Genomic DNA, 26,776 nt, shown 5'->3' with positions numbered 1-26,776 from the left:
TCGCGACCCGCTCGGCGCGATCGAGGTAGACGAGATGCCCCGTCGCCTCATAGGCGGCCAGCAACGCTTCCGTCGTATGCATGTTCGCGTTCTGGCCGCGGTAGGTCGAGACGTGCCAGTCGGGCGTCGCTTCGTCGGCATACAGGCCTGCGGCCGGATCCCAGAAGCGGCGCTCCATCAGCTCGAACGTTTCGGCGATTTGCAGCCGCGCCTCCTCGATGCCGGCCATCGCCGCATGAGCCTGCGCGAGCAGCACGAACGCCAGGCCATAGCAATGCCGCGTGCCGTCGATCGTGCGCTTCTCGCGGTTGCGCCACTCGATCTCCCAATCGTAGCCGCGGTGCGCCGGATCCCAGTGGGCGTCGCGCAGGAACGCCAGCCCGTGGCGCGCATAGTCGAGGTACTGCGGATCGCCGAAATGGCGGTACGCCATCGCGTAGTTATAGACGAACCGGCAACTGCTCACGAGGTGGCGCGAGGTGCGGTTGTAGACGGAGCCGTCGTCCTTGAAGTAGTGATAGAAGCCGCCGGAGGGATCGTGCACCGTCGGCGCGTAGAAGGCCAGCGTGTCGGCCACGTGCTCCAGCAGGAACGCGCGATCGCGAAAGTCGCCGACGGGCGGCACCATCGTATTCGTATGGATGGCGCCGGATGCCGGCTTGGGGCTTCGAGAGGCGTTGGGCAGCTTCGTCATGATGTGGTTTCCGATTCAATGCCGGCCGGGCCGAATGCATGCTGCGCACCGGCACCGCCGATCGTACTCGCCCGCACGACAAGCTGAACGGGCAGGCGCACCGTCAACTCGCCGGGCGTATCTTCCAGCAGCAATTGGACGCCGCGCGCGCCGAGCGCTTCCTTGTCGATCGTGAGGGTGGTCAGCGCGGGGGTCGCGTGCGAGGCGGCGGGGATGTCGTCGAAGCCGACGAACGCGATGTCTTCGGGCACGCGCAAGCCGCGTGCGAGCGCGACGCGCATCGCGGCAAGCGCCGCGACGTCGTTGTAGGCGAAGACGGCGTTGGGGGCACGCTCGGGACCGTGCGTATCCAACAGACGCTGCATCGCCAGCGCCGCACCTTCTTCGGGCGGCAGATGCGCATCGATCGTTGTCTCGAGCGACGGATCGAACAGCAGCCCGGCTTCGAAGAACGCGCGCCGATAGCCGAGCGCGCGCTGCGCGATGCTGTAATGCGCGAGCGAACCGCCGATGAAAGCCACGCGCTTGCGCCCCAGCGCGAACAGGTGCCGCATGGCGAGCGCCGCGCCTTCCGCGTTATCGAGATTGACCGAGCGCATGTTCGGCGCCCACAGGTCGATCAACACGAGCGGGCGCTGCATGGCGGCCACGGCGGCGAGCGTTTCGGGCTCGACGAAGCCCGCAACGGCAATTGCATCGGGCGCATGCAGGCGCAGTTGCTCGGTGACGTCGTCCAGCGGCCCGGCGGTCAGCAGCGACGGCACAATGCCGTGGGCACGGCACGCGTCTTCCACGCCGTGCAGCACGTGCGAAAAGAACGGGCTTGCGCCGAAGTTGTTGTGCTGGCGATGCAACAAGAACGTCAGGCGGCGGATGCGCGGGCGCAGTTGCGCGGCATCGTAGCCGAGCCGCTGCGCCGTTTCGACCACCCGCAGCCGCGTGGCTTCCGACAATCCCGGCTGATTCTTCAGCGCGCGTGAGACCGTGCCGATCGACACGTTCGCCGCTCGGGCGATGTCGCGAATCGTGGTGGCCATCGTCGCTCGCTTCGGTTGGGGGAGAATGCGGCCAATTGTATAGTAAAAATGGCACACAATCGCCGAATCTACGCTAGGAGTTCACCTTAAGCGTTGAATCAGTAAGGAATGCAGAACGTTTATTTGTTTAGTAAAAGATGCTAAACGGCTATTTTGGCGCGCTGGAGGCGGATCCCGAGTCCGACGGTGCCGATGATGACGTTCGAGAGCAGCCGCAAGCCGGGCGGCAGTCCACGGCGCCGGATATCGAGCAGCAGGACGACACGCACCTCGTCGCTCGTATTGCGTACTTCATGTTCGAACGTGTCGTCCCAGAGCATGAATTCGCCTTCATGCAAGCGATGCGCCACGCCGTCGACGGTCAGAATGGCCGCGGGCCGGCCCGCTGCATCGAGCGGCATGACAAGCGGCACATAGCCGCGCACGATGCCGCGAAACGGGCCTCGGTGGGGCGGGATGTGTTTGCCTGGCCCGAGGAAAGAGAACGAGGCGGACAGCACGTCCGGCGAGTGCGCAACGAGCGCGGCCAGCGCCGGGCAGCGCGCCAGGTTGCGGCGGATCGGCACCCCGTACGCCTGCATGATGTACATGCGCCAGTCGCGCGCGTCGTTGGCCGAGATATCGGCCTGCGCATGCATGATGTCGTGAAAGCGCGGGATGGCTGCAAATTGCCGCGCGACGTCGAGTGCTTCGGCGCGCAGCGCCGGCAACGCGGCGACGAAGCGCGCTGCATCAGGGAAATGGCGGGCGGCGTCCAGTACGGCCGGGCCGGGGAGACGCCGGTCGTAAAGCGCTCGTAAGCGCCGGGCACCTCTTTCGTACAGTTGTCCCATCGCAGGGTGTCCTCTTCCGCTGGCGGCGCCGCATGAGGATGCCGAGTGCGGCACCGCACCGGCCGAGCACCGGTGCAGTATCGCATCGCTTGGGAAATAGCGTGAACTAGCTGAGCGCGCTGGCGCGCTGGGGCATGGCAGCGCCCGGAGCCTCGTGCAGATGCAACTGCGCGGCGCCTTCATCGAGGTCGATCACGAAAAACCCGCTGGCCTCCTGCTTGGCGCGATGCTTGGCCAAGGCCGCCACCGAGGCGATTTCCTCGCTGCCGTATGGCAAGCCGCCGCGCGTATCGGGGCTCACGCGCACGCAGCCAATGGCCATCGTCACGAAGCTGAAGAAAGCGGGGTTGCCGCGCCGGTCCTCGCCATGGATGCCGCCCGCGGCGCGGTCTTCGTCCGCGTAAAAGCGCAGCGCGCCCGTATCGACGGCGCGCAACGCCCGCATCGCGCGCTCGAGCCAATCGTCGCTCTGGAACAGCACGAGGAAATCGTCGCCGCCCACGTGGCCGAGGAAGTCGCGCGTCGGATCGCAGACATCGGCGAGCACCGCCGCGGCGAACTTCAGCACTTCGTCGCCTTGCCAATAGCCATAGCGATCGTTGAAGGGCTTGAAATGGTTCAGATCGACATAGCAGGCGTAGAACTCGGCGCGATGCTCGACGAGCCTGGCGATGTGCGAGCTGATCGGGATATTGCCGGGCAGGAACGTGAGCGGGTTGGCATAGCGGGCCGCTTCGATCCGTACTTCAGTGACCGCGCGCACGAGGCTTTCACCGGTCCCGAGGCCGACGTAGCGCTCCTCGTCTGTAATGACGAAGCCGTCCGCGAGGTAGCGCTGATCGTCGCTGGCGAGCAGCTTGGCCATTTGCTCGACCGTCATCGATTTTTCGATGATGACAGGCGAGGCGTTGGCGAAGAGCATGCAAGGGCGCTTGCCGAACAGCTCGCGGTGATAAGGCAGCGCATAGCGGTCCATGAAGCTGCGCCGGTTGATGAGGGCGAGCGGGCGCTCGTGTTCCACGACGGCGACGGCATGGAGGTTCGGCAAGCGGTTGAACAGCTCGAGCACGTCGTTGTTCGTCGCGCTCTTGGGCACCGCGGGCGCGGCGACGATCATCTTGGCGGCTGCCATGCCGCCCGACGGCGACGCGGCGACAGGCGTGCGCGTGGCCCCGGGGAAGACGGCGATATGCCCGGCGTCGAGCGCCTCGCGCGCGCCTTGGGCGAACTCGCGCGAAGCCCGTGCATCGGGGCGGCCGATGAAGAAGCCCTGGCCCAACGCGATCCCCATGTCGCGCACGACGATCAGATCGGCCGCGTTTTCGATCCCTTCCGCCACGAGCCGTGCGCCGCTCGCCCCCGCGAAGTGCTGCATCGCGCGCACGGCCTCGAATTTGAGCGGATCGTTCGCGATGTCGTCGATGAAGAATCGATCGATCTTGACGACATCGGGCTGCAACCTCACCCACAGGTTCATGCTCGCATTGGCCGTCCCGTAATCGTCGAGCGCGAATTGAATCCCGCTCTCGCGCAGGGCGCCGACGGCCGTGACGAAGCGGGCCACGTCGGCGATCTGGCATTGCTCCGTCAGTTCGAGGACGACCCGATCGACCCCCAAGCCATGCTCGTTCAGCCAGGCGACGGTACGATCGCGCGTCTCGCCCAGCGCGACGAGCGCTTCGGCGCTGAAATTGAGGAACAGTTTGCCTTCGCACCCGAGGCTCGCGAAGGCCGCGACGCACGTGCGCGCGGCGGCATGTTCGAGCGCCACCGACAGTCCCTCCCGAGCCGCCTGCGCGAACAACGCCCCGGGCGCTTCGAGCGCCGATCCCGCAGGGCCGCGAATCAGCCCTTCGTAACCGAGAATGGTGCCGCCGTCGAAATTGACGATCGGCTGGAAAACGGCGGTAAGCGTTCGCCGAGCAATCAGCTCGGCAACGTTCGAGTGGCCGAGCGGCGTAAGCAGGCTCAAAGACATGACGGGACTACAAGCCGGAATGGTTGGACATTCGGCTTATCGACCGCGGTGCTTGAGAGTTGAATGAATTTTCGATGAAGCGATGCACTGAAGTGGTGCGTTGCTTCATCGCCGGCTCCGATACGCTGCCGTGGCGGCTTTCCTGCTGGGTAACGATTCGCCGTGCGGCGAGGCGGACGCTAGTCGGCAAGGGGCTCGCGGCCGGGCTGGGCCAGCGAATCGTTGGCCGCATCGGCGCGGGCGTGGTCGCCAACCCGGTCGGTGATGCCGGCTTCCTTGAGCGGGGCCGTAGCCTCGGGCGGCCGTTGCGCGATGACGACACGGTTGCGGCCGCTGCCCTTGGCGTCGAGCAGCGCGGCATCGGCACGCCGGATCACGCGCTCGATCGGCTCGCCGCGCACATGCTGGGCCACGCCGACGCTGATCGTCAGTGCGACCTCGAACTGACGCCAATCCTCGATCCGCCGGCGCAGCCGTTCGGCTACGCGCGCGGCGTCTTCTTCGTCGGTGCCCGGCAGCAGCACGACGAACTCCTCGCCGCCGAAGCGTCCGGCCACGTCGCTCGGCCGCATGCTGTGCTGGATGTGCTGCGCGATGAGCTGCAGCGCGCGATCGCCCGCATCGTGGCCGAAGCGGTCGTTGACGGTCTTGAAGTGATCGGCGTCGATGTACAGCACCGAAAACGCCTGCCCCACTCGTTCGGCGCGCAGCAGGATGCGACGGCCGAGTTCGAACACGCGGCGCCGCCGCGGGAGTTGCGTCAGTTCGTCGATATCGGCAAAGGCGCGCAGCTGACGCTCGAGCCGGAAGCTCTTCTTCTGCGAGCGCAGGGCGAACAGATTCGTGACGAGGCTCGTGGAGATCGCGATGAACATCGACAGGACGACGCCGAACTGCTCCACCGCGGGCGGCTGGCTGATCGCGACAAGCGCGAGCGGCCCGGCCACGGCGAGCACCGCCGCGGCCGGGAAGTCCCATCCGCGAAGCAGCACTGGGCTGAACGTCAGCGGAATGAGAACGAAAGCCGGCAGCACGATCAGCATGCCGTCGCCCCACTGGAGCGCATGCAAGACAATGCCCGCTTCGAGTGAAGCGATGAACGCGAGGGCGGCCAGGCTCGCCCGCGGCCCGCTGCGCTGAAGCCACGCGTAGATGAGGGCGACGGCCATCGGTACCGCGGGCAACGCGCTCATGAGAACGGCGGGCGCCATGCGCTGCTTGTCGAGCCAGGCGTCGCCGGCGACGAGCACCACGAAGCCGACCAGCGCCGTTGCGAGTTGCGCGCACAGGAACGACCACAGCCGGTGGGCCGCGTAGTCTTCGAACGAATGCGTGTCTTCCGGCGCCTCGATCGTCTTGGCGCGCCGCCCGCGGATGCGCCGCATGCGGCGCGACGCCGCCTCGTGGCGACCGTCGTGAGATCGATCCTCGCTGGTCATTTATTGGTCTCGCTTGGACGTGCAGTTTCAGCGTTGACGGAAAAAGCTTTTGGGCACCCCGTTTCGTCGCGCCATTCTAATAGCGCGAAATGTCGCGCGGAACGATTTTAAGAAGATTTATGAGTGATGCAAGATCGCCAACCCGTCCGCGCCACTTCCAGGCTTGCCGATTATGTGACGGGAGGGGCTGCGAGGGAGCTGAAGCGTCAATCGCGGTGACCGGCGGATTCACACTTTTTATGTATTTCAAAACGGCAAACGTTTGCCTGACGGACTGTCCGTTTTCGCACCGCAAAATATCGACACGCTAATCGGCTTTCCCTATCGGACAGATAGGTGAACCTTTCGATGCAATGCAATATCGACGCAGCGCCCGGGGCGGAACGGCGAGTGCACCTGCGCCGCCGCACCGGACGCGCCGCGTCGACGAACCGGCGTCGACGAATTACTCGGCGCCCGCGCGCGCCGGCCGGCTCGGGCGTTCGGCTGGCGAGTCCCGCGTGGACCAGCGTTGAGCCAGCGCGGCGCACACCATCAACTGCACTTGGTGAAACAGCATGAGCGGCAAGACAACGGCGCCGACCGCCTGCGACGCGAAGATGACCTTGGCCATCGGAATGCCCGACGCGAGGCTTTTCTTCGAGCCGCAGAAGATGATCGTGATGCGGTCTTCGCGATTGAAGCCGAGACGCTTGCTGGTGAACGATGTGATACCCAGCGCAGCGGCCAGCAGCAGCGCATTGACGATGAACAGCCCGGCCAGCGCTGTGAGCGGCAGGTGATGCCACAGCCCTTCGTTGACGGCTTCGCTGAACGCCGTGTAGACGACGAGCAGGATCGAGCCTTGATCGACAAAACGCAACAACGCGCGACGGCGATCGATCCACGGGCCGATCAGCGGCCGCAGCCCTTGCCCGGCGACGAATGGCACGAGCAATTGCATGACGATGGCGCCGACTGTATGCCAGCCCGAACCGGTGGTGGCCGCGTGGTTCGTGACGACGATACTGACGAGCGCGGGGGTGAGAAAGATACCGATGAGACTGGAGGCCGATGCGCTGCATACGGCGGCCGGCACGTTCCCGCGCGCGATCGACGTGAACGCGATCGACGATTGCACCGTCGAGGGCAGCGTGCAGAGGAACAGAATCCCGGTATAGAGCGCGGGCGTGACGAGCGGTGCGACGAGCGGCTTCAACGCCAGCCCGAGCAGCGGGAACATGACGAACGTGCTCAGCAGGACGAGAAGGTGCAGCCGCCAGTGCGTGGCACCGGCCACGACGGCTTCGCGCGAAAGCTTCGCGCCGTGCAGGAAGAACAACAGTCCGATGGCGATATTCGTCACCCAATTGACCGCGACGGCTGTCTGGCCCGCGCACGGCAAAAGACTCGCAAAGACGACAGTACCGACGAGCGCAAGTGTGAAGTTATCCGGAACTAGAAACGGAGGACGGCGCATGAGCAACTTCTCTTAATCGCGAAAAACTCGCGCCCGGAGGCACGAAAACCCCGGGCAAAAAATCGGGGCAAATAATGGAATTGGTGGTTCGGCGAAATGGTCGCACGACTGAGGCCCGGTACATAAAAAAGCGACGGTAACACCGAGTTACAACGGCGTCGCTCGCCTAACACTTTTTGCCTCGACACGTTGATGGGCGCCCCATAAATTACACAACGAGATCCCCCCGGGGCGTAATTTATCTGACGATCGCTCGGTAAAGTCGGCGCCTGTGATGCGCCGCTGTGCGACAGCATCCCGTGGGTGGTAGGCGAGTGCATCGATCATGGCGGATTCGGCATTGAAGATCATTGGACGTTGGGTGGCGGGCGCGCTCTGTGCGGCCGTGGCTTCGATCGCCCAGGCACAGCCGCCCCATGGCTACCGCGCTCAGTTCGCCGCCCCGCATGCCCATGCCATCGCTGGCGCGCCACTCTATTTCCCCGCAAACCAGGCTCCGCGCCGCATGCCCCGGACTGAGGCGCCGCGCCGCCCGTTCGTCATGGCGACAGACCCATATGGACACGGGGGCACGCATCTGGTGCCGGCCCCCGCGACCGTACCGTTCCGTCCGGTGAGCGACGAGGCGCGTACGCTGGCCCGCGAGGGCGGGAACGCCTATTTGCGCGCGGGTTCCCTCCGCGCCGATATCGCGCGCTACAACGAGGAACGGGGGGTGACTCACGTTCCCCGTCCGCCGAACGGGAACCTCGAGGAGGGGCCGCCGGGGCAGCGGCAACCGTCGGTCTATCGCAATTAGTGCACCCGGGGCGACCCGGGTTGCCCTGGTATTCTCCGCGCTTCCAGCGCCTTGTGCGATTTCTGCGAACATGAACGCTTCGTGAGATTCGCTCTTCTCATGCTGCCTCGGCGCCACTGCTTCCGCGCTTTCCGCGGTCCGGCAGGCCGGTACATCATTTCCGCCTCGTATTTCGTCTGATGCGAACCGCCTCCTGCCCGGACCGGGGCAGGCGCGTTTGATGCAAATACGCCACACTTTCGCTCCCGAAACATCGGGTTCGAACGCCAACGAAGCAGTCGTCGGACGAAAACATTTTGTCGTCCGCCACTCGTGCGTCATATTGCTCCCTGTTCTTGACGTCAATCGCTGCAAGCGAGCGCCAGCGGGCCTTTGCGGGCGGCAGCCGCGCGTTCCCCGGGTGCGTGCATCGGTGCATGTGCACCGTCCGGGGGCAGTCGTGCGCTCGGATGCGGCAGGGTTAAGCGAACCGCTATACCGGCAATAAGCGGACGTAATTTTGTCCATCAATATGGTCCGTAACGATGGGTCCGGCCCCGAACAAACGCAGGCGACCCAGAGCGCGCCCGCGGTTCGCACGCTTCACTTTTCTGACAAAGACAGGAGATCTTATGAGAGCCACCGTCAGCCGCGCGCTGAAGAACAGTTTTCGCATGACGGCCGTCGCCGCCTTGGCTGCCGCCGTAGGGACGACTGCCTATGCCCAATCTAGCGTGAAGCTTTATGGGCAGGTCGACACGTGGGCAGGGATGCAGCAGTTCCCCGGCGGGCAACGCGCGTGGGTGGAAGGTGGTGGCGGCATGTCGACGTCGTACTGGGGCATGAAGGGCGCGGAAGACCTGGGCGGTGGCTATAAGGCTGTCTTTACGTTGGAAGACTTCTTCCTGCCGCAAAACGGCAACTACGGCCGCTTCTCGGGCGACAGCTTCTTCTCCCGCAACGCGTATGTCGGCATCGAATCGCCTTACGGTACGGTGACGGCGGGCCGCCTGACGACGCATCTGTTCGTCTCGACGATCCTGTTCAACCCGTTCATCGATTCGTACACGTTCTCGCCGATGGTGTACCACGTGTTCCTCGGCAATACGGCCACGCCGACGGGCGCAACGTATGGCACCGACACGGGTGTGGTGGGCGATTCGGGTTGGAACAACGCGGTGCAGTACTCGACGCCGGATTTCAACGGCTTGTCGGGCAGCATCATGTACGGCCTTGGCAACCAGGCCGGCAACAACGGCGCGAAAAAGTGGAGCGCGCAGTTCCTGTATTTCCATGGGCCGTTTGCGGCGACGGGCGTGTTCCAGTACGTGAACTTCAACAACAGCCCGGGCGATCTGATCAATGTGCCGGCGTTCGGGACGATCGTGCCGTTCAAGAGCCAGAGCGTCGGGCAGCTCGGTGCCAGCTACGATTTGAAGTTCGTGAAGTTTTACGGCCAGTACATGTACACGAAGAACGACAATCTCACGGGCGGCAGCTGGCATGTGAACACGGGGCAGGGTGGTGTCACGGTGCCCGTTGGACCGGGAACGGTGATGGCGTCGTACGCGTATTCGCGCGATGCGGGCGGGCTGGATCAGACGCGCCGGACGTGGGCGGTGGGGTATGACTATCCGTTGTCGAAGCGGACGGATCTCTATGCGGCCTATATGAATGACCGGTTGAGCGGGTTGTCGACCGGGCAGACGGTTGGGGCGGGGATTCGGGCGAAGTTTTAAGGCGGCAACTGGCGTGTTTCGGCAAGGCTGGGCGGAGCTCGGTCTTGCGCCATGCAGTTTATTCAATGGCAATTCAAACCGTGCGGCTGCGCGTGTGTCGGCCGCACGGTTCCCTTGCGCTCGGTTGTCCCGGTAGGTGCGCTTTCGGCGAATCGTCGATCCCACGCACCTCTCGTCGTTTGAAGTCATCCGATCCGGAAATTCAGCGGATCTCGCCGCATCCTCCAACGAACAATTGCCGCCTCGATTCGAGTCGCGATAGGGGCACGGCTTTGTGCCTCAATCACATCGCGTCTTCAAATTCGAGATAGACCGGTTTTGTATTTAATTGCAGGCGGAGCGAAAGCTTCGATGCTGCAAGTCGAACGATTTCAATCTCGACTCGCCAGCAGCGCGACGCGCGTTGACTGATCCGCATGCCTTGGTCGTTAGCCCGCACGCTCGATGCGGGCGCGGTCACGCAACGGATGGGCCCGACGAGCGGAGTTGAGTGAACCGTTGACTAACGGGTTGCGGGAAAAATTTCCGATGAACACATACAATTCGTTCCTCTTGCTGGCATTGTCGGCAAGGAAGTAAATGGGGCGATGTTAACCCAAAGGCTGATGAGAATGACGAAAAAGGCGGAGATCTGAGGTGAGAAACATCCTATGTAAGATATTGCTTGTGATTGTCGCAGGTTTCGCGCTTTCTGCAAATGCAGAGTCGCTGCGAGGAAGATTTGCAACAAATCGGGCGTATACGGCGGAATATTCAGTCATTGAAGCCAAAGATTCTGATGGTATGCGAATCGAGCGTGTTGCGATAACCGTTTATATCGAAGGAAACCATGCTCCGCTGACCTATACGTATGATGCCGATGATTATCCTTCTGTGCAGGCAAACCCGCTTGGATTTTTGTCGATCATCGTGAATTCGGGTGGGATGGAAGGGCATGTGACGTATAACTATTTGCTTCCATTCAAGGGCCTTCTGGAATCCGTTGGGACAGTGCAAACCTCGCTTCATTTGGGGAAGGTTGAATCAATTGATGTTGAGAAAAATGTAAATATTTCGTCGAACGATATTAACGAAATGGTATTGGGAGTGGTTGATTTTAATTCATCCGCATTTCGTAATGCGCGCAACCCTTATGTTGGTTCGGCATTTTTGCTTTTTGGTGAGGAGTATCAGAATAGCCAGGGGTACTCTGATCTAATGCAGATGTTGGGCGAAAAGGAGATAGTGGATGATCCGGTCTTCTATAATAAACTCCGATCTTCTGTCTTCCCGGGGGGCGATAGGGGTGGTTCGTCGAGCGCCGGTCAATGGGATGCTGTGGTTATCAGTGATCGAGCTAATCTATTTGATACTCCATCTCAGGGACCGCTGTCGAGGGCGTATCTTATAAAAGGAGATAGAGTTTCGGTAGTTAGTAAATCTGTTGATGGGAAGCTTCTTTATATAATTTATAAGACGGGAAAAGGAGGGCGGGTGACAAAATGGGTACGTTGCAATGATGTTAGCCCCTGCAAATAGTCTTTCGCTCACGATCGGTGCGACAGATGCGAAGGGCAAGGCGCAGGTTCAGGCGCAGAGCGACGAGTTGGCACTCACGTCATTGAAGGATCTGACGATCACGAGCGTGCAGGGACGGCCGGTGCTGTCGGCGGACAAGGAGGTTTGGATTGGTGCCGACGGGTCACATATCAAGATCGGGCCGAATTTGATCGAGAACGGGACGGCCGGGCGGTTCCTCGAGAAATGCGCGTCGTGGGATAAGCCGACGGCGGCTTCGTCGAAGATCAAGGGCGTGCTGCCGAATGCGACGCCGACCACCCTCAAGCCTGGGCATTCTCTGGATTTCTCGGAACGAAGCCATTGCATGTCAGTTGATCTGCACGCCGTGGAACCATAACAAGCCATTTTCATGACTTCGCCAAAACATCCTTATCATTATCCGGCCATAGGGGATTATTTAAAATCTGATCTCGGTCGCGCGACTGCGTTGGATCAGCACGTTAATCGTCCTGGGGACGTTCATGTAGATGTTGCCAAGGCTCTTGATCTATTTTATTTGGCTCACCCGAAGGTTTCCAAAAATCCGAGTGAATTGGGTGATAGTCAGGATGCCTATGAGCGAGAAAATAATAGAAGTTTACGGTCCTGCCAGAACGATGGCTTCGCCAGCCATTGCGTTGGATCGATATCGACAGCTTGGAAAAATATTGGCTTGATGAGGTTCACCTTGGAAATCAGAAACGTAACGATTAATCTGTGTGCACTGCTTTCGCTAGCGGCAACTTCTGGCTATGCAACGGAGCCTGAACAGAGATTTGACTTTTCGGGGCATGCCGCACTAATCTTCTCGGTGCCGATGAGTTCCGCGGATGAGAAAAACTTCGGAAAGAATTGGAGAAGGGCAACATATCTAAGCTCAACAGAGAAAAGAATGGAATTGTTGCCGATGGAATATGGCGAGGCAGTGTTTGCGAAAGGCTATCCCCCTCAGGTTTCTCCTTCAGGAAAATATGCTGTCCTTGATGTGCTTCGCGTTGGTATGGTTGAGTCTGGCCCCAATGCGGCGCCTGAATCGAAATCAAGACAATATTGCCCTGTATTGGATACCGCGTCAGGCTGCATCATTAGCATGCAGACCGGGGAGCTCTGTGGTGGTCAATGGGACACTAACAATGACACGTGGATTGTCGGGGGGATGGATAAGGATGATATAGATCATGGTATGTTAAGTTATAGCTTCGATGGTGCAAATGTTTTATGGCAAGAATATCTTGTGTCGAATAGAAGCAAGCTCCCATACTCGCTGAAGGCGGCGTTGAAAGACAATTTGGGGGTGGTGAATATGTTGGCCTGTGAGCCGCCAAAATCTGCAAACAAGGATTCTTATGTGAAAATTGCACGTCAGCTTGCAAAAGAAAATGATGAGGCTGATGCTAAATACATCGAAACGAGCCTTGCTGAAGCACCGCCGGATAACGATCCTATCCCGATATCGATGATTGTCCTGGACAAAGCACCGCTCTATGAGCTGCCCGACGAAACATACGAGACACGAATGTATCTTGTGAAGGGAGATCAAGTGATATTGTTGGACACAATGAAGCCGAACTGGGTGCTCATTAAGTATATTGAGAAAAAAGGGGAGGCAATATTAAAATGGGTGAAGGCGGATACGGTGAAGTTGCCTGAGTGACCTCAGCAGAGGCGAAATGCCCCTTGAGCTTAGCGACCGGACATCGAACCCAACGAGATCCTCGAGGGTGACGAGTCGATGATCGACGACAGTGTGTCCATTGCCCGGCTAAACAATCCGGATCGAATGCAGGAGCTTGCTATTACAGCTTGGGCAACAGTGCACGGCATGGAGACTATTTGCTGGGTGCGAATTGTCAGACTATGTAAGTGATGAAGGGCAAAGTTGTTTTAATGCAAAACAAATAATTAATGGCCATGATCAGGCGCATGTAATCGCGGAATTTGCGGCTAAATCTAAAACTATCCTTGAGTCGACGAAATGCTGAGAAGCGTAGTTGTTACGTTGATGTTCGTGGTGTTTCCTTGTCTAGTGTCCGCAGAAACATTTTCCACCGATATCGGTCATGACGGTCGAGTTGATAAGGTGGTCGTGTCGAAAGAGGGGCGCTCCGGCGTTGTGGAGATATATGAGAACGGGGCTCTCGCAGGGAATTTTACTAACCTCATTCTTGATCAGACAAATATCTCTTCCGATCTAGTGGCGCTCACGGGCGGTGGCTTGGCTATCGAAGTCGAATCCGATGGTTCGAGAGATAAGTATCGCGTAATTGCGCCTATCTCAAAAGTAGATGGAAAGTTCTATGTTGATTGCCTCTATAAAACGGTATATGACTCGGTGGATGAAACGAGGTCCGTGGGTTCGTCCTGCAAACGTGTTGATCTTGGTAAATTCGATGCCTCGATAGCCATTGCCGAGTATGGGTTGATGTTTACAGCGGAGATCAAAAATGGTTGAAAGGAATCGCCCCGCCTTCTTGCGCCAACGCAGTTGGGCTGGAATACGGTAAATATCGCATCGTCAGATGCGCGACTGAGGGCGTTGCGGACACGAAGAATCTGAAGGTCATGGTCTTTGATGCACGTGGGGCGTTGCTATTTTCTGTCGCTGGCTACGAGTTGATTCCAGAAGGCGATGGCACGGGATTTGTTTTGAGTGCCGATCTCCCCGATCGAGTTGTGAATTTCGAAGGCAATCTTGCTTGCGTTTCTCAAGATCATGCCACACGGAAGGACATTTCCGGCAAAGCCAAAATGGCTGGTAGGCTCGAGATCAGTTATGCGTTAGCGAACGTCAATAACTGTTTGGTTGGCGACTATGCGTATGCAAAAAAGGGGGTGAACATTACGCTAATGGGGGCGAATCGGGGCGGGCTTGTATATTTGTTGGAACTGGCATCGAACAAGGAATCAACTGGGCTCTTCGTGCTTGATAAAATAAAAGCGGGGATGCACGGCGTATGGGTCGGTGTTCCGCCCAAGCCCCCTCTTTCTGTCAATTGAGTGCGTCTTCCAGGCCAGAGCGAACGTGGATTCCAAAGCAAACCGAACGCTGATGATGCTATGGTGCAAGAGTTAATAATTTCAACTCTATTTGTGATCGAAAGGTGTTCGAATGAGCGTGTTGAGTAAGAAAGCTGCGTTATCAATGACCGCGATGCTATTCCTTGGTCTGCAGAATTGTTATGCTCAATCAGAGGAGAAAGCCCTGTGTGCACCGTTCGAGGAGATTTACTTCAGTTGTCCGGTGGGGCATAAAGTTATTTCTGTGTGTGCTTCGGGGAATATCTCCCCCGAAAATGGTTATGTTCAGTACAGAATTGGGCGGCCAGGAAGGATGGAATTTCAATATCCGAAAATGCCTGATCCTCCTCGGAGGAATTTTACGATAAGCGATATTTCGGGCGGAAATCTAAATATTGTTCACTTGAAATTCAAGTCGGGAAGTTATAATTATGTGCTTTATCAGGGGAATGTCAGTGGTGTGTATGTGAAAAAAAATGGGAAAATTGTCGCTAATTTGATGTGCGGGTCCGGAGGTTATAAGACAATTAGCCCCAGGGCCATGCGCGGAATCGACACGGTTCCTCCTGTCGATGGTGTTGATTGAGAAAGAATTTCATGCGTGGATATCTGCGCTGCATTTGATCATCGGAAAGTGGGTTATCTTATTTGATGTGTCATCTCGGAAATCGATGTCGAGAGTGTATGCTATAAAATGGAATGAGATTTCAGTGATTGGGGAGTCCGTTGACGGAGAATTTCTTCGTTCTCCATCTGTGCGTTAGTGCAGTCCTACCGGGGTTCTTGCGAGCCGCTCCGCCTTTTCGATGCGTACGGCTAAGGGTTCGGTATGGTAACGAAATGCGGGTTTTTCGGGGCTGCCTGTAACCGAAACCCTGCGAGAAAAGCCGGGTTTCGCTTGGCAATTAGCGAAGGCCGTAAAGAAATCCGAATTTTCCGCCTCCCCACCGTTGCCTATACTCGAAAGATCAACCGCGCACCCGCCACAAGCGAGCGAGGCCAACCCATGACCGATCTTTCGATGCCGCAAGGTCTGCCCGCTACGCGGCCGACGCCGGGCCCGCGTCTGCGTTTCGTCACAGCCGCCGCGCTGTTCGACGGACACTACGCCGCGATCAACATCATCCGGCGCATCCTGCAGGCGAGCGGCGTCGAGGTGATTCATCTCGGCCACAACCGGTCCGTAGCGGAAATCGCACGCGCGGCGCTCGATGAAGACGCCGACGCCGTCGCCGTCTCAAGCTACCAGGGCGGCCATGTCGAGTACTTCAAATACCTCGTCGACTCCCTTCGCGAAGGCGGTGGCGAACGCATCCTGGTATTCGGCGGCGGTGGCGGTGTGATCGTCGCCGACGAAATCGACGAACTCATGCGCTACGGCGTCGAATGCCTGTACTCCCCGCAGGCCGGCCAGCAGCTCGGACTGCAAGGCATGATCGACGACATGATCGCCCGCTGCGCAAAAGCAGCGAAACAGGCCGAACCGCGCGCCGAAGCCCTCTCGGCTCAGTGGCTCGCAAGACTCGGCGGCAGTGGCGATGAGGCGAGGCGCGCGCTCGCGCAACTGATCAGCGCGCTGGAAAACGGCCAAGCGGATGCCGCGACGCGGGCGGCGCTCGCTGAACGTGTCCAAGCCGCGCGGCCCGTTCCTGTGCTGGGCGTAACAGGCACCGGCGGCGCAGGCAAATCCTCGCTGACGGACGAACTCGTCCGTCGCTTTCGGCTCGATTATGGTGATTCGCTATCGATCGCCGTGCTGGCGATCGACCCATCGCGGCGCAAATCAGGCGGCGCGCTACTCGGCGATCGCATTCGCATGAACGCGATCGGCGAGTGGGCCAACGGGCGACGCATCTTCATGCGTTCGCTCGCCACGCGCGAAGCGTCGACTGAGCTGCCCGATGTGATTCCCGACGCCATCGCGGCGTGCAAGGCGGCCGGTTTCGATCTCGTTATCGTCGAGACCTCGGGCATCGGCCAAGGCGACGCCGCAATCGCGCAGGTGGCCGACCGGTCGCTATACGTGATGACCCCCGAGTTCGGCGCGGCAAGCCAGCTCGAAAAAATCGACATGCTCGATTTTGCCGATTTCGTCGCCATCAACAAGTTCGACCGCAGCGGCGCGTTCGATGCGCTGCGGGACGTCGCCAAGCAGATGCAGCGCAACCGTGGCGCCTTTGCCGACGATCCGGAGCGCATGCCGGTAGTCGGTACGATCGCATCGCATTTCAACGACGATGGCGTGACGGCGCTCTACGGACGGATCGCGGATGCGTTACACGAGTTTGGTCTGCGTGCGCCCGAGCCCGCAGCCAGATTGCCTCGCCTTGACCTTCGACATTCGCGTGAGGACAGTGCGATTGTGCCGGCCGCGCGGGTCCGCTATCTATCGGAAATCGCTGACATCGTCCGCTCATACCGTACGACAGCGATCGAGCAGGCGCAATGTGCGCGCGAGCGATGGCAACTGGCCGAAGCAAAGCGGATGGCGCTCGAAGGGCCCGGTGCCTGCGCTTCGTTAGCACAGGGCCTGGATGCGCTGATCGCCGAACGCGACGCCCGCCTCGGGGCGAACGAACGCGCGTTGCTCGATGCCTGGCCGCACACGGTAGCAGAGTATGCCGGCGACGAGCGCGTCGTCACGATCCGCGGCCGCGAGCTGCGCACGCCGCTTACGGTGACGACGCTATCCGGCACCTCGATCCGCAAAGTCTCATTGCCCAAATTCGCCGATCCTGGCGAGACGCTACGCTGGCTCCTGCTCGAAAACCTGCCGGGCTACTTCCCCTTCACGGCCGGCGTATTTCCGTTCAAACGCGAGAACGAAGACCCCACTCGCATGTTCGCCGGCGAGGGCGATCCGCCGCGCACGAATCGGCGGTTCAAACTGCTGTCGGAAGGGATGCCGGCGCGACGGTTGTCGACGGCATTCGATTCGGTGACGCTCTACGGCGAAAACCCCGACGAGCGCCCCGACATCTACGGCAAGGTGGGCAATTCGGGCGTATCGGTCGCCACGTTCGACGATATGAAAGCGCTCTACGACGGCTTTGATTTGTGCGATCCGGCGACATCCGTATCGATGACGATCAACGGCCCGGCCCCGACGATCCTGGCGATGTTCTTCAACGCGGCGATCGATCAGCAACTCGAACGGCTGCGGTCCCGCTGCGAATCCGAGGGCCGCGAGCCGAGCGAAAGAGAGCTGATCGACACACGCGCTCATGCACTGCGGGAAGTGCGCGGCACCGTCCAAGCCGATATTCTGAAAGAAGACCAGGGCCAAAACACCTGCATCTTCTCGACTGAATTCAGCTTGAAGATGATGGGCGACGTACAGGCTTATTTCACCGAGCATGGCGTGCGCAATTTCTATTCGGTGTCGATTTCCGGGTATCACATCGCCGAAGCCGGCGCGAATCCGATCACGCAATTGGCTTATACGTTGGCGAATGGATTCACCTACGTCGAAGCCTACCTGGCACGCGGCATGGCGATCGACGACTTCGCGCCGAATCTGTCGTTCTTCTTCTCGAACGGCATGGAGCCGGAGTACACGGTACTTGGCCGTGTGGCACGCCGCATTTGGGCCGTGGCCTTGCGCGAGAAATATGGCGCAAATGAGCGCAGCCAGAAGCTGAAGTACCACGTGCAGACGTCGGGCCGCAGCCTGCATGCGCAAGAGATCGCGTTCAACGATATCCGCACGACGCTGCAAGCGCTGATTGCGATTTACGACAACTGCAATTCTCTGCATACGAACGCATTCGACGAAGCGATCACGACGCCGACGGAAGCATCCGTGCGGCGCGCAATCGCGATTCAGCTCATCATCAATCGCGAATGGGGTTTGGCCAAGAATCAGAATCCGAACCAAGGCAGCTTCGTGATCGAGGAATTGACGGATCTTGTGGAAGCCGCGGTGCTCGACGAGTTCGACCGGCTGACGTCGCGCGGGGGTGTGCTGGGAGCGATGGAAACCGGCTATCAGAGGGGGGGGATCCAGGACGAATCGATGCGCTACGAGCATCGCAAACACGATGGTTCGTATCCGATCATCGGCGTGAACACGTTCGTCGGCGAGGAACAGCAGCAACCGCGCGGGCCGTTGATACTGGCGCGTTCGACGAGTGAAGAGAAGCGCAGTCAACTCGAACGGCTGCAGGCATTTCACATGCGCCATCACGCCGCGGCCGGGCCAATGCTCGAGCGACTGCAGCGTGCCGTGATGGACAATGAAAACGTCTTCGCGGTGTTAATGGAGGCGGTGCGCGTATGCTCGCTGGGGCAAATCACACACGCGCTTTTCGAGGTAGGCGGGCAGTATCGGCGCAACATGTAAGCGACCGGCGGGCACCGGTAAGGCCGCGCCGTTTCTGCGAACCGCCAGACAGTTCTCAAGCGGTGATCAAGCGATGATCAAGCGGAAACCCGCGCCGACAGCAGCGCCTGCCGTGCGAGCGCTCATGGATTGGCTGCTCGGGGAAGTCGAGACAGCCGCCGCGCCGCGCAACGATTAACGCGGCCGCGGGTGGGGGATCAACGAACGATTAACGAATCGACAACCGTTCGCGCGCTTCGTCGTATTCGCGCTTCAAACGGGCAACGAGTTCAGCCACGCTCGGCACGTCATCCATCAAGCCGACGCCTTGGCCCGCGCCCCAGATATCCTTCCATGCCTTCGCCTTGTCGCCGCCGAAGTTCATCGCGGTCTTGTCCGACTCGGGCAGCGCATCGGGATCGAGTCCCGCGTTGACGATACTTTCGCGGATGTAATTGCCGTGCACGCCCGTGAACAGGTTCGTGTAGACGATGTCCGATGCGCTTGCATTGACGATCGCATGCTTGTAGTCGTCCACCGCATGGGCTTCCTGCGTGGCGATAAAGCGCGTGCCCATGTAGGCCAGATCGGCACCCATTGCCTGCGCGGCAAGGACCGACCCGCCGTTGGCGATCGAACCTGAGAGCACGATCGGACCATCGAAGATCCGCCGTACTTCGCCCACGAGGGCGAACGGTGACGTCGTGCCCGCGTGTCCGCCCGCCCCGGCCGCGACGAGGATCAGCCCGTCGACGCCGGCTTCGAGCGCCTTCTGCGCGTGCCGCAGGTTGATGACGTCGTGCAGGACGATGCCGCCGTAGCTGTGGACGGCATCGATGATCTCCCTGGCGGGGGCACGCAAGCTCGTAATGAAGATCGGCACCTTGTGCTCGACGCACACGCGTACGTCGTGCTCGAGCCGCGCATTGGACTGATGAACGATCTGATTGACGGCGATCGGCCCGACCTTCGCGCCGGGATGGGCGGCGCGATGCGCGGCCAATCCCTCGTTCATCTGCGTCAGCCACTCATCGAGCAATTCGGCAGGCCGCGCGTTCAATGCCGGAAACGAACCGACGATCCCAGCCTTGCACTGCGCGAGCACCAGTTCCGGGTAACTGACGATGAACATCGGCGACGCGACGATAGGCAGCGTCAGATTCTGTAGAACGGCAGGCAGGGCCATATCGCGTGTCTCCTCTTCATTAAAAGAACGAACGTTCGAATTATAGGCGATTCAAACGGGCCAATTGCACCGCCCGGCTCTGGAGTGAGTGCTCTGGTTCTATGTTTCGTGGCCCTTCGAACGAGCGCGCGTCATTGGCGCACCTAAAATACGAAAAGTTCGAACAACGATAAGAGGCAGGAGCGAACGCTATGAGTTTCGCCGACTTTACTCCGTTTCACGTCGACGCCAACGGCGTCGAGATCTTCGGTATGACGGGCGGAGACGGTCCCCCTTTACTACTGATGCATGGGCATCCGCAAACGCACCGGATCTGGAATCGCTGTGTGGGGCGGCTTGCGAAGCACTTTACCGTCGTGGCTACGGATCTTCGTGGTTACGGTCAATCGGGCAAGCCCGAGAGCGATGCGGCGCATGCGCCGTATTCGAAACGGGCGATGGCGGCCGATCAGGTCGCGGTGATGCGTCATTTCGGGTTCGATCGCTTTCTGGTGTGCGCACACGATCGTGGGGCGCGTGTGGCGCACCGGATGGCGCTGGACCATCCCGATGCCGTCGAACGCATGATGCTGCTCGATATCGCGCCGACGCTCGCGATGTACGAGGGCACCGATCGGGCATTCGCCACGGCGTACTTTCATTGGTTCTTCCTGATCCAGCCTGAGCCTTTGCCGGAAATGTTGATTGGGGCGGATCCCGCAGCCTATGTGAAAGGCGTCATGGGGGGGCGTCATGCCGGACTCGCGCCGTTCGAGCCCGATGCGTTGCAGGCTTACTGCGACGCGCTCGCGGCGCCCGGTGCGGTTCATGCGATGTGTGAGGACTACCGGGCTTCGGCGACGATCGATCTCGAGCACGACCGCGCTGACCTCGAGCGAGGCCGCAAGATCGGCTGCCCCCTGCGTGTGCTGTGGGGCGGTGAAGGTGTTGTCGCCCGGTGCTTCGACCCGCTGCGCGAATGGCAACGGGTGGCCCGCGATGTCAGCGGCCGCGCGCTCTCATGCGGCCATTACATTCCCGAAGAGGCACCCGATGCGCTCATTGCCGAGATTCACGACTTCTTCGAGGCAGACGAATCGGGCGAACGAATGGTGAAACCCGAGCGGCAGATCAACGAACACCGCGCTTGAGTGTGCGGGGTTGGGGTTTCTTCTCCTGATCCATTTCCTTGCGCGCCTCCCCGGGCCCGAGCGGCGGCAGTCGCCGTCCGACGGGCGTCGCCTTGACGATGGCGGTACTTGTCTCGGCGCGCTCGCCGACTTTCATCAAGATCTCATCGAGTTCTTCGATCGTGCGTAAAAAGAGCCGGCAGATGAAGCAATCGTCGCCGGTGACTTTGTCGCATTCGACGAACTCGGGAATCCGGCGAATCTCATCTTCGACGAGATGCAACTGCCCCGGGAGCGGCTTCACGCGCACGATCGCCTGCAAGGTGTAGCCCAGCGCGCGCGGATCGACCTGGACGGTGAAGCGTTCGATGACGCCCTGCGCTTCCAGGCGCCGCAGCCGTTCGGCCGTACTGGGCGCCGAGAGGCCGATTTCCCGGGCCAGGTCGGCTACCGGCATGCGTGCATCGTCTGCCAGCAGGCGCAGTAGCGTGCGATCGGTGGCGTCGAGATCAGCTGCAGTTGAACCATTGGCAAGGCGTTGCGGCATATTGGCCTTCGTTTGGAAGCAAGAATCGTTGGTTTGCCTAAGTTTATCCATGTCTAGCCGGTTTTCAAATCGCTAGACTGATTGCATCGATCTTCGACGCTTCGCCCACTCCCGGCGGGGCGCACCACCAAGCCGACGCGCGAGCGAACGCAGGCGCGGAGACAAAACCAAGACAGGTGCATGCATGGCTAACCAGACAGGCAAGGAAATGAGGCGCGGCGCCCTGGAGATGATCGCCGCAATGTTGATCTCGGGCACGATCGGGTGGCTCGTCGTGGCGTCCGGGCAGTCGCCGCAGAACGTCGTATTCGTCCGTTGCGCGCTTGGCGCGCCGACACTCGCGGCAATCTGCCTCGCGCTCGGATTGATTCGCAAGGACATGCTGACGTGGCGCACGCTCGCGCTTGCGGCGGCGGGCGGCGCGGCCATTGTCGCGAATTGGGTTTTGCTGTTTGCCGCGTATTCGCGTGCGTCGATCTCGATGGCGACTGTCGCCTACAACACGCAACCGTTCATACTCGTCGCGCTGGGTGTTGTTGTGTTTCGTGAACGCATCACGGCATCGACCGCGGCGTGGCTCGGCGTGGCGTTCGTGGGGCTCATGCTGGTGGTCAAGGTTCAGCCGGCCGTGCTGGCGGTGCCCGGGCAATATCTCGAAGGGATCGGCTATGCGCTGGGCGCGGCGTTCTTCTATGCGGTGTCTTCGATTATCACGAAGCGGCTGAAGGGCACGCCTGCGCAATTGATCGCATTGATTCAAGTCACGCTTGGCGTGTTCCTGCTTGCGCCGTTCGTCAACTACCGTGCGCTGCCGGTCATGATGATGCCGTGGGCCGATCTGGCCACGATCGGCGTCGTGCATACGGGGCTCGTCTACATCCTGCTTTACGGTGCGATTCAGAAATTGCCGACGTCGATGACGGCCGCGCTCTCGTTCATCTATCCGATCGTCGCGATCATCTGCGACCGGTTCGCATTCGGGCAGACGCTGGCATGGGTGCAACTGGCCGGCGCGGGGTTGATTCTGCTGGCTGCAGCGGGGGTTAACTTCGGCTGGCGGATTGTACCGACGCGCCGTGCGGCGGGTGCGAAGCGCGAGGAGTATGGCGCCGCTCAATGCAAGTGACGGCCGCCGCCGCGATCTGCAGGGAAATCACCGATGCGGCTCCGACGGGTGCCTCGGTATGATGACAACTGACGCTGATCACGTCGAAAATTGCGCCGTTCGTCCTCGATGATGAACGGCTTTCTTTTTTGTGTGACGCTTACGCGCGCAGCGCGACGTCGACAACGGGCGCGCCCGTCATCGCGATCAACTCCTGCGGCGATAGATTGAATACCGCGTGCGGATGACCGGCCGCGGCCCACAGGCTTTCGAGCTGCAGCAGATCCGAATCGATGAGCGTCACGGGCACAGTCAAATGCCCGATCGGACACACCCCGCCGATGGCATACCCCGTTTTCTCGCGCACGAATTTCGCATCGGCGCGCGCAATGCCGCCAACATGCTGGGCAACCTTTTCCTCGTCGACGCGGTTCGCGCCGCTGGCCACCACGAGCACCGGCATATCGTCCTCTTGCCGCCGAAACAAAATCGATTTCGCGATTTGGGCGACGGAGCAACCGAGCCCCGCCGCCGCTTCTGCCGACGTCTTGCCGGTATGGGGCAGCATGACGACCGGCTTTTCGTGCCCGCATTCGCGCAGCAGGCGCGCCACACGCTGCGCCGAATCGGGCAGCGCGACGAGCGGCTCGGATGCGTCCGATGTATCGGGCAGATTGCTTGAAACGAAGTGCGGATGCTCCATGTCTCGTGTATTCCTGACGTCTTTTAGCTGCGTTAAACGTTCTTGACCGAGTTGCTGTCGTGCACCGAATTCAGGACGCGCATGCGGCATTGGCCGCCTTGGCGAGCAGCGCGCGTCCCACACGCGACGCATTCGTGCGTCCAATCGACTTCGAGATGAAATCGCCGATCGCAACCACGGCGTCGAGATCGATGCCCGTTTCGATGCCGAGCCCATTCATCAGATACAAGACGTCTTCAGTTGCGACGTTACCTGTTGCGCCCTTCGCATACGGGCAGCCGCCGAGCCCGGCGACGGACGCATGAAAAATCGTGATGCCTTCAAGCAGCGCCGCATAGATGTTCGCGAGCGCCTGCCCGTACGTATCGTGGAAATGCCCCGACAATTGTTCGCGCGGGAACACTTTCGTCACGGCCGAGAAGATTTCGCGCGTGCGTCCCGCCGTACCGACGCCGATCGTATCGGCGATGTCGATTTCATCGCAGCCGAGCGAGGCCATGCGCTGCACGACGTCGACGACGGCCGGTACTGGCACGTCGCCCTGATACGGACAGCCGAGCGCGCATGAAATACTGCCGCGCACGCGCACGCCGCTTTCCTTCGCCGCGCGCGCGACGGGCTCGAAGCGCGCGATGCTTTCCGCGATGCTGCAGTTGATGTTCTTTTGCGAGAACGCTTCGCTTGCGGCGCCGAAGATCACGATTTCATCGGCATGCGCGGCCAGTGCGCCGTCAAAGCCCTGCATGTTCGGGGTAAGCACGGAATAGATCGTTCCGGGGCGGCGCTTGATGCCGGCCATCACTTGCGCGCCGTCGGCCATTTGCGGCACCCACTTCGGCGAGACGAACGACGCGGATTCGATGTTACGAAAACCCGCCGCTGCGAGTCGATTCACCAGATCGATCTTGACCTCGGTCGGCACGAACTCCTTTTCGTTTTGCAGCCCGTCGCGCGGGCCGACTTCGACGATCTTCACTGAGCCAGGCAAAGACATGGATGTCTCCTCGATAGTATTCGTTTGGAATGCTAAGCAATTAGGCCGAAATGACGCGGTGCGCAAGCGAGCACATCGCCGCGTATCGTGCTCCGAACGTTCAGTATGAGAATTCAGTACCCGCGGTGCAGATCGACGATGCCGCCGATCTCTTCACCGCGCGTAAGCGCTTCAATCTTACGCGCAATTTGCTGCACCGCAGGTTCAGGCAAGGTCAGCGCGGAGATATGCGGCGTGATCGTCACGCGCGGCATGCGCCAGAACGGATGCTCGGCTGGAAGCGGTTCCTGCGCGAAGACGTCGAGCGTGGCGGCGGCGAGCCGTCCGTTGCTTAACGCGTCGATGAGATCGGGTTCGACGAGATGCGCGCCGCGGGCGAGGTTGACCAGATAGGCGCCGGGAGACAGATGCGAGAACGTCTGGCGGTTCAGGATGCCGTCCGTATCGGGTGTGCTCGGCAGCAGATTGACGAGCAGCTTCAGGCCGCTCAGGAAGGCGGGCTGCGCATCGCGGCCGGCGAACGTGGTGACGCCTTCGATCGTCTTGACGCTGCGGCTGTAGCCGCGGACCGGCAGGCCCAACGACGCGAGCGCGCGGGCCACCCGCGCACCGAGCACGCCCAGACCGAGTACGCCGACATGAAACGATTCGCGCTCATGCGGCACGAGTGCCTGCCATGGCGCGGCACCCGCACCGGTGCTTGCCCGCTGAGCCAGTTCGTATTCGTCGAAGCGGCGCAGGTAGCGCAGTGCGGCGTGCATGGCGTATTCGATCATTTGCTCGGCCATGCCCGTATCCTCGAGCCGCACGATCGGCACGCCGGTAGGCAACGTACCGGGCGCGCGCCGTTCGAGCGCGAGCAGCGCGTCGACACCGGCTCCGATCAGGAAGATGGCACGCAGGTGCTCGCGTCCGACGAACAGTTCGGGCGGTGGCCGCCACAGGACCGCGTAATCGGCAGGGGCCGTATCGCCCGGCGTCCATAACCGTACGTCGGCCGAAGGCAGCGCGCGTGCGAGCAACGCAACCCAGGCGCGTGCGTCGTCGCTCTCCGGTTTGTAGAACAGGATTTTCATGCAGTGGCGGATCGCCCTGAAGGGCCGACCTGATAGGCTGAGGACGGCCGTTATTTTACGGCCTGTCCAGGGAGTCTCGCAGCTCGATTTGGGCGCCTCTTCCCTCAGCGGCCCGCCCGTCAGTGGCCGCAGCCACCCGAGCACGACTCGCCGGATTCAGCCGGTGCCGGGCTCCCGGCACGCATCCCGAGGCGATCGAGCAGCTTACGATCCGCATCCGCCTGCGGATTGCCCGTCGTCAGCAATTGATCACCATAGAACATCGAATTCGCACCCGCCAGGAAGCACAGCGCCTGCAGCGCGTCGTCCATCTGTTGGCGTCCAGCCGAGAGCCGCACCACCGCGCGCGGCATCGTGATGCGCGCCACCGCAATCGTCCGCACGAATTCAAATGGATCGATCGGATCGACATGGCCAAGCGGCGTCCCCTCAATCGCCACGAGATTGTTGATCGGCACCGATTCCGGATAGGGATCCATGTTGGCAAGCTGAGCAATCAGCCCCGCGCGTTCGCGGCGCGATTCGCCCATGCCGATAATGCCGCCGCAGCAGACGTTGATCCCCGCATCGCGGACGCGCTCCAGCGTATCGAGCCGTTCCTGGTAGCTGCGTGTGGAAATGATCTGTCCGTAGAACTCGGGTGACGTATCCAGGTTGTGGTTGTAGTAATCGAGCCCCGCCTCACGCAAGGCCTTCGCTTGATCGTCTTCAAGCATGCCCAGCGTCATGCACGTTTCAAGACCCATGGCCTTCACGCCGCGAATCATTTCGCTGATCGGCTCAATATGACGCTCCTTGGGGCTGCGCCAGGCCGCCCCCATGCAAAAGCGCGTCGCGCCGTTCTGCTTCGCGAGGCGCGCCGCATCGAGCACCGCGTCCACATCCATCAGCTTCTCGGCCTTCAGGCCCGTCTCGTAGTGCGACGATTGCGAGCAGTACTTGCAGTCTTCTTCGCAACCACCCGTCTTGATCGAAAGCAGCGTCGAGAGTTGAATTTCGTTCGCGTCGAAATGTTCGCGATGCGCCTGCTGCGCGCGGTACAGCAAATCGTTGAACGGCAGCTCGTAGAGCGCGACGACGTCGACCACGCGCCAACGCGGTGCCGTGCCGGCCCTGGCGTCGTCGCCGTGGGCCTTGTCAGGGTTGAGCGAGGCAGTCTGCGTAGCGTGTTGGGCTTCAGTCATAGCGTTGATCCGGTTGGAAATCGAATAAGTCGAAAGG

General features: G+C 60.6%; 21 protein-coding genes and 2 pseudogenes. 11 read left to right on the top strand and 12 right to left on the bottom strand.

Translation table 11 applies throughout. The annotated features are described in order from the left end of the window. The 6 genes from ACTHL0_RS05820 to ACTHL0_RS05795 form a co-directional block, all read right to left on the bottom strand. Positions 1–694: AGE family epimerase/isomerase (locus tag ACTHL0_RS05820; protein WP_440565663.1), on the bottom strand; the 694-nt coding region annotated here is incomplete at its 3' end. Then, positions 691–1,731, bottom strand: a complete 1,041-nt coding sequence (locus tag ACTHL0_RS05815; protein WP_440565661.1) for a LacI family DNA-binding transcriptional regulator — start codon at positions 1,729–1,731, stop codon at positions 691–693. The genes ACTHL0_RS05815 and ACTHL0_RS05820, both read right to left, overlap by 4 nt. A gap of 140 nt (positions 1,732–1,871) precedes the next feature. Next, entirely contained in the window at positions 1,872–2,564 is a 693-nt protein-coding gene (locus ACTHL0_RS05810) for an aspartyl/asparaginyl beta-hydroxylase domain-containing protein (protein ID WP_440565659.1), read from the bottom strand. 106 nt (positions 2,565–2,670) lie between these two features. After that, positions 2,671–4,542 (bottom strand): EAL domain-containing protein, encoded by a 1,872-nt coding sequence (locus ACTHL0_RS05805; protein WP_440565657.1) that lies wholly within the window; start codon positions 4,540–4,542, stop codon positions 2,671–2,673. Between the two features lie 179 nt (positions 4,543–4,721). After that, on the bottom strand, positions 4,722–5,981 hold the full coding sequence (locus tag ACTHL0_RS05800) for a GGDEF domain-containing protein (RefSeq protein WP_440565655.1): 1,260 nt from the start codon (positions 5,979–5,981) through the stop codon (positions 4,722–4,724). A gap of 445 nt (positions 5,982–6,426) precedes the next feature. Further along, complete coding sequence (locus ACTHL0_RS05795) at positions 6,427–7,440, bottom strand: bile acid:sodium symporter family protein (RefSeq protein ID WP_440565653.1); 1,014 nt, start codon at positions 7,438–7,440, stop codon at positions 6,427–6,429. A 340-nt stretch (positions 7,441–7,780) separates the two neighbouring features. Between ACTHL0_RS05795 and ACTHL0_RS05790 the strand changes: the two genes are divergently transcribed. The 9 genes and pseudogenes from ACTHL0_RS05790 (at position 7,781) to icmF (ending at position 18,856) form a co-directional block, all read left to right on the top strand. Further along, positions 7,781–8,239, top strand: coding sequence for a peptide-binding protein (locus tag ACTHL0_RS05790; RefSeq protein WP_440565651.1), 459 nt, complete (start codon positions 7,781–7,783; stop codon positions 8,237–8,239). A 611-nt stretch (positions 8,240–8,850) separates the two neighbouring features. Then, positions 8,851–9,957, top strand: coding sequence for a porin (locus ACTHL0_RS05785; protein WP_440565649.1), 1,107 nt, complete (start codon positions 8,851–8,853; stop codon positions 9,955–9,957). A gap of 636 nt (positions 9,958–10,593) precedes the next feature. Then, positions 10,594–11,475 (top strand): hypothetical protein, encoded by an 882-nt coding sequence (locus ACTHL0_RS05780; RefSeq protein ID WP_440565648.1) that lies wholly within the window; start codon positions 10,594–10,596, stop codon positions 11,473–11,475. A 28-nt stretch (positions 11,476–11,503) separates the two neighbouring features. Next, positions 11,504–11,854: pseudogene (locus ACTHL0_RS05775) on the top strand (DUF2345 domain-containing protein); the annotation flags it as partial. Positions 11,855–11,866: 12 nt separating this feature from the next. Next, complete coding sequence (locus ACTHL0_RS05770; RefSeq protein ID WP_440565646.1) at positions 11,867–13,150, top strand: hypothetical protein; 1,284 nt, start codon at positions 11,867–11,869, stop codon at positions 13,148–13,150. A gap of 321 nt (positions 13,151–13,471) precedes the next feature. After that, positions 13,472–13,948: a hypothetical protein gene (locus ACTHL0_RS05765; RefSeq protein WP_440565644.1), complete on the top strand. Its 477-nt coding sequence runs from the start codon at positions 13,472–13,474 to the stop codon at positions 13,946–13,948. Next, positions 13,945–14,493 carry a hypothetical protein gene (locus ACTHL0_RS05760; protein WP_440565642.1) on the top strand — a complete coding sequence of 183 codons (549 nt, stop codon included), beginning with the start codon at positions 13,945–13,947 and terminating at the stop codon, positions 14,491–14,493. Before ACTHL0_RS05765 ends, ACTHL0_RS05760 begins: the two co-directional genes overlap by 4 nt. Positions 14,494–14,605: 112 nt before the next feature. Then, positions 14,606–15,100: a hypothetical protein gene (locus tag ACTHL0_RS05755; protein ID WP_440565640.1), complete on the top strand. Its 495-nt coding sequence runs from the start codon at positions 14,606–14,608 to the stop codon at positions 15,098–15,100. 420 nt (positions 15,101–15,520) lie between these two features. Then, on the top strand, positions 15,521–18,856 hold the full coding sequence (gene icmF / locus ACTHL0_RS05750) for a fused isobutyryl-CoA mutase/GTPase IcmF (protein WP_440565638.1): 3,336 nt from the start codon (positions 15,521–15,523) through the stop codon (positions 18,854–18,856). Between the two features lie 208 nt (positions 18,857–19,064). On the opposite strand, the gene ACTHL0_RS05745 is transcribed toward icmF, so the two are convergent. Beyond that, positions 19,065–20,021 carry an NAD(P)H-dependent flavin oxidoreductase gene (locus ACTHL0_RS05745; RefSeq protein ID WP_440565636.1) on the bottom strand — a complete coding sequence of 319 codons (957 nt, stop codon included), beginning with the start codon at positions 20,019–20,021 and terminating at the stop codon, positions 19,065–19,067. Between the two features lie 191 nt (positions 20,022–20,212). On the opposite strand from ACTHL0_RS05745, the gene ACTHL0_RS05740 reads away from it, so the two are divergent. Beyond that, on the top strand, positions 20,213–21,151 hold the full coding sequence (locus tag ACTHL0_RS05740) for an alpha/beta fold hydrolase (RefSeq protein WP_440565634.1): 939 nt from the start codon (positions 20,213–20,215) through the stop codon (positions 21,149–21,151). Between the two features lie 46 nt (positions 21,152–21,197). Here the strand turns inward: ACTHL0_RS05740 and ACTHL0_RS05735 are convergent. After that, positions 21,198–21,677 (bottom strand): annotated as a pseudogene (locus tag ACTHL0_RS05735) (Lrp/AsnC family transcriptional regulator); the annotation flags it as partial. A gap of 184 nt (positions 21,678–21,861) precedes the next feature. Between ACTHL0_RS05735 and ACTHL0_RS05730 the strand changes: the two are divergent. Continuing rightward, a complete protein-coding gene (locus ACTHL0_RS05730; RefSeq protein WP_440565632.1) occupies positions 21,862–22,803 on the top strand; it encodes a DMT family transporter in 942 nt (313 codons plus the stop codon). Positions 22,804–22,942: 139 nt separating this feature from the next. On the opposite strand, the gene ACTHL0_RS05725 is transcribed toward ACTHL0_RS05730, so the two are convergent. From ACTHL0_RS05725 to bioB, 4 genes are all read right to left on the bottom strand, one after another. After that, entirely contained in the window at positions 22,943–23,485 is a 543-nt protein-coding gene (locus tag ACTHL0_RS05725) for a YbaK/EbsC family protein (protein WP_440565631.1), read from the bottom strand. Positions 23,486–23,555: 70 nt separating this feature from the next. Then, positions 23,556–24,479 (bottom strand): hydroxymethylglutaryl-CoA lyase, encoded by a 924-nt coding sequence (locus tag ACTHL0_RS05720; protein ID WP_440565629.1) that lies wholly within the window; start codon positions 24,477–24,479, stop codon positions 23,556–23,558. A 113-nt stretch (positions 24,480–24,592) separates the two neighbouring features. Further along, the gene (locus tag ACTHL0_RS05715; protein WP_440565627.1) at positions 24,593–25,555 is read right to left on the bottom strand and encodes a 2-hydroxyacid dehydrogenase; all 963 of its coding nucleotides are present in this window, start codon (positions 25,553–25,555) and stop codon (positions 24,593–24,595) included. Positions 25,556–25,674: 119 nt separating this feature from the next. Continuing rightward, complete coding sequence (gene bioB / locus ACTHL0_RS05710) at positions 25,675–26,739, bottom strand: biotin synthase BioB (RefSeq protein ID WP_440565625.1); 1,065 nt, start codon at positions 26,737–26,739, stop codon at positions 25,675–25,677. Positions 26,740–26,776 lie beyond the last annotated feature (37 nt).

The sequence above is a fragment of the Trinickia sp. genome (assembly GCF_051961175.1).
In the GTDB taxonomy this organism is placed as follows: domain Bacteria; phylum Pseudomonadota; class Gammaproteobacteria; order Burkholderiales; family Burkholderiaceae; genus Trinickia.
This window is presented reverse-complemented; position numbering and strand designations above follow the sequence as displayed.

What these genes read in the sequence shown, in the direction of transcription:
- ACTHL0_RS05815 (WP_440565661.1), bottom strand. Translation starts at nt 1,731, where the DNA reads ATGGCCACCACGATTCGCGACATCGCCCGAGCGGCGAACGTGTCGATC.
- ACTHL0_RS05810 (WP_440565659.1), bottom strand. Translation starts at nt 2,564, where the DNA reads ATGGGACAACTGTACGAAAGAGGTGCCCGGCGCTTACGAGCGCTTTAC.
- ACTHL0_RS05805 (WP_440565657.1), bottom strand. Translation starts at nt 4,542, where the DNA reads ATGTCTTTGAGCCTGCTTACGCCGCTCGGCCACTCGAACGTTGCCGAG.
- ACTHL0_RS05800 (WP_440565655.1), bottom strand. Translation starts at nt 5,981, where the DNA reads ATGACCAGCGAGGATCGATCTCACGACGGTCGCCACGAGGCGGCGTCG.
- ACTHL0_RS05795 (WP_440565653.1), bottom strand. Translation starts at nt 7,440, where the DNA reads ATGCGCCGTCCTCCGTTTCTAGTTCCGGATAACTTCACACTTGCGCTC.
- ACTHL0_RS05785 (WP_440565649.1), top strand. Translation starts at nt 8,851, where the DNA reads ATGAGAGCCACCGTCAGCCGCGCGCTGAAGAACAGTTTTCGCATGACG.
- ACTHL0_RS05770 (WP_440565646.1), top strand. Translation starts at nt 11,867, where the DNA reads ATGACTTCGCCAAAACATCCTTATCATTATCCGGCCATAGGGGATTAT.
- ACTHL0_RS05765 (WP_440565644.1), top strand. Translation starts at nt 13,472, where the DNA reads ATGCTGAGAAGCGTAGTTGTTACGTTGATGTTCGTGGTGTTTCCTTGT.
- ACTHL0_RS05755 (WP_440565640.1), top strand. Translation starts at nt 14,606, where the DNA reads ATGAGCGTGTTGAGTAAGAAAGCTGCGTTATCAATGACCGCGATGCTA.
- icmF (WP_440565638.1), top strand. Translation starts at nt 15,521, where the DNA reads ATGACCGATCTTTCGATGCCGCAAGGTCTGCCCGCTACGCGGCCGACG.
- ACTHL0_RS05745 (WP_440565636.1), bottom strand. Translation starts at nt 20,021, where the DNA reads ATGGCCCTGCCTGCCGTTCTACAGAATCTGACGCTGCCTATCGTCGCG.
- ACTHL0_RS05740 (WP_440565634.1), top strand. Translation starts at nt 20,213, where the DNA reads ATGAGTTTCGCCGACTTTACTCCGTTTCACGTCGACGCCAACGGCGTC.
- ACTHL0_RS05730 (WP_440565632.1), top strand. Translation starts at nt 21,862, where the DNA reads ATGGCTAACCAGACAGGCAAGGAAATGAGGCGCGGCGCCCTGGAGATG.
- ACTHL0_RS05725 (WP_440565631.1), bottom strand. Translation starts at nt 23,485, where the DNA reads ATGGAGCATCCGCACTTCGTTTCAAGCAATCTGCCCGATACATCGGAC.
- ACTHL0_RS05720 (WP_440565629.1), bottom strand. Translation starts at nt 24,479, where the DNA reads ATGTCTTTGCCTGGCTCAGTGAAGATCGTCGAAGTCGGCCCGCGCGAC.
- ACTHL0_RS05715 (WP_440565627.1), bottom strand. Translation starts at nt 25,555, where the DNA reads ATGAAAATCCTGTTCTACAAACCGGAGAGCGACGACGCACGCGCCTGG.
- bioB (WP_440565625.1), bottom strand. Translation starts at nt 26,739, where the DNA reads ATGACTGAAGCCCAACACGCTACGCAGACTGCCTCGCTCAACCCTGAC.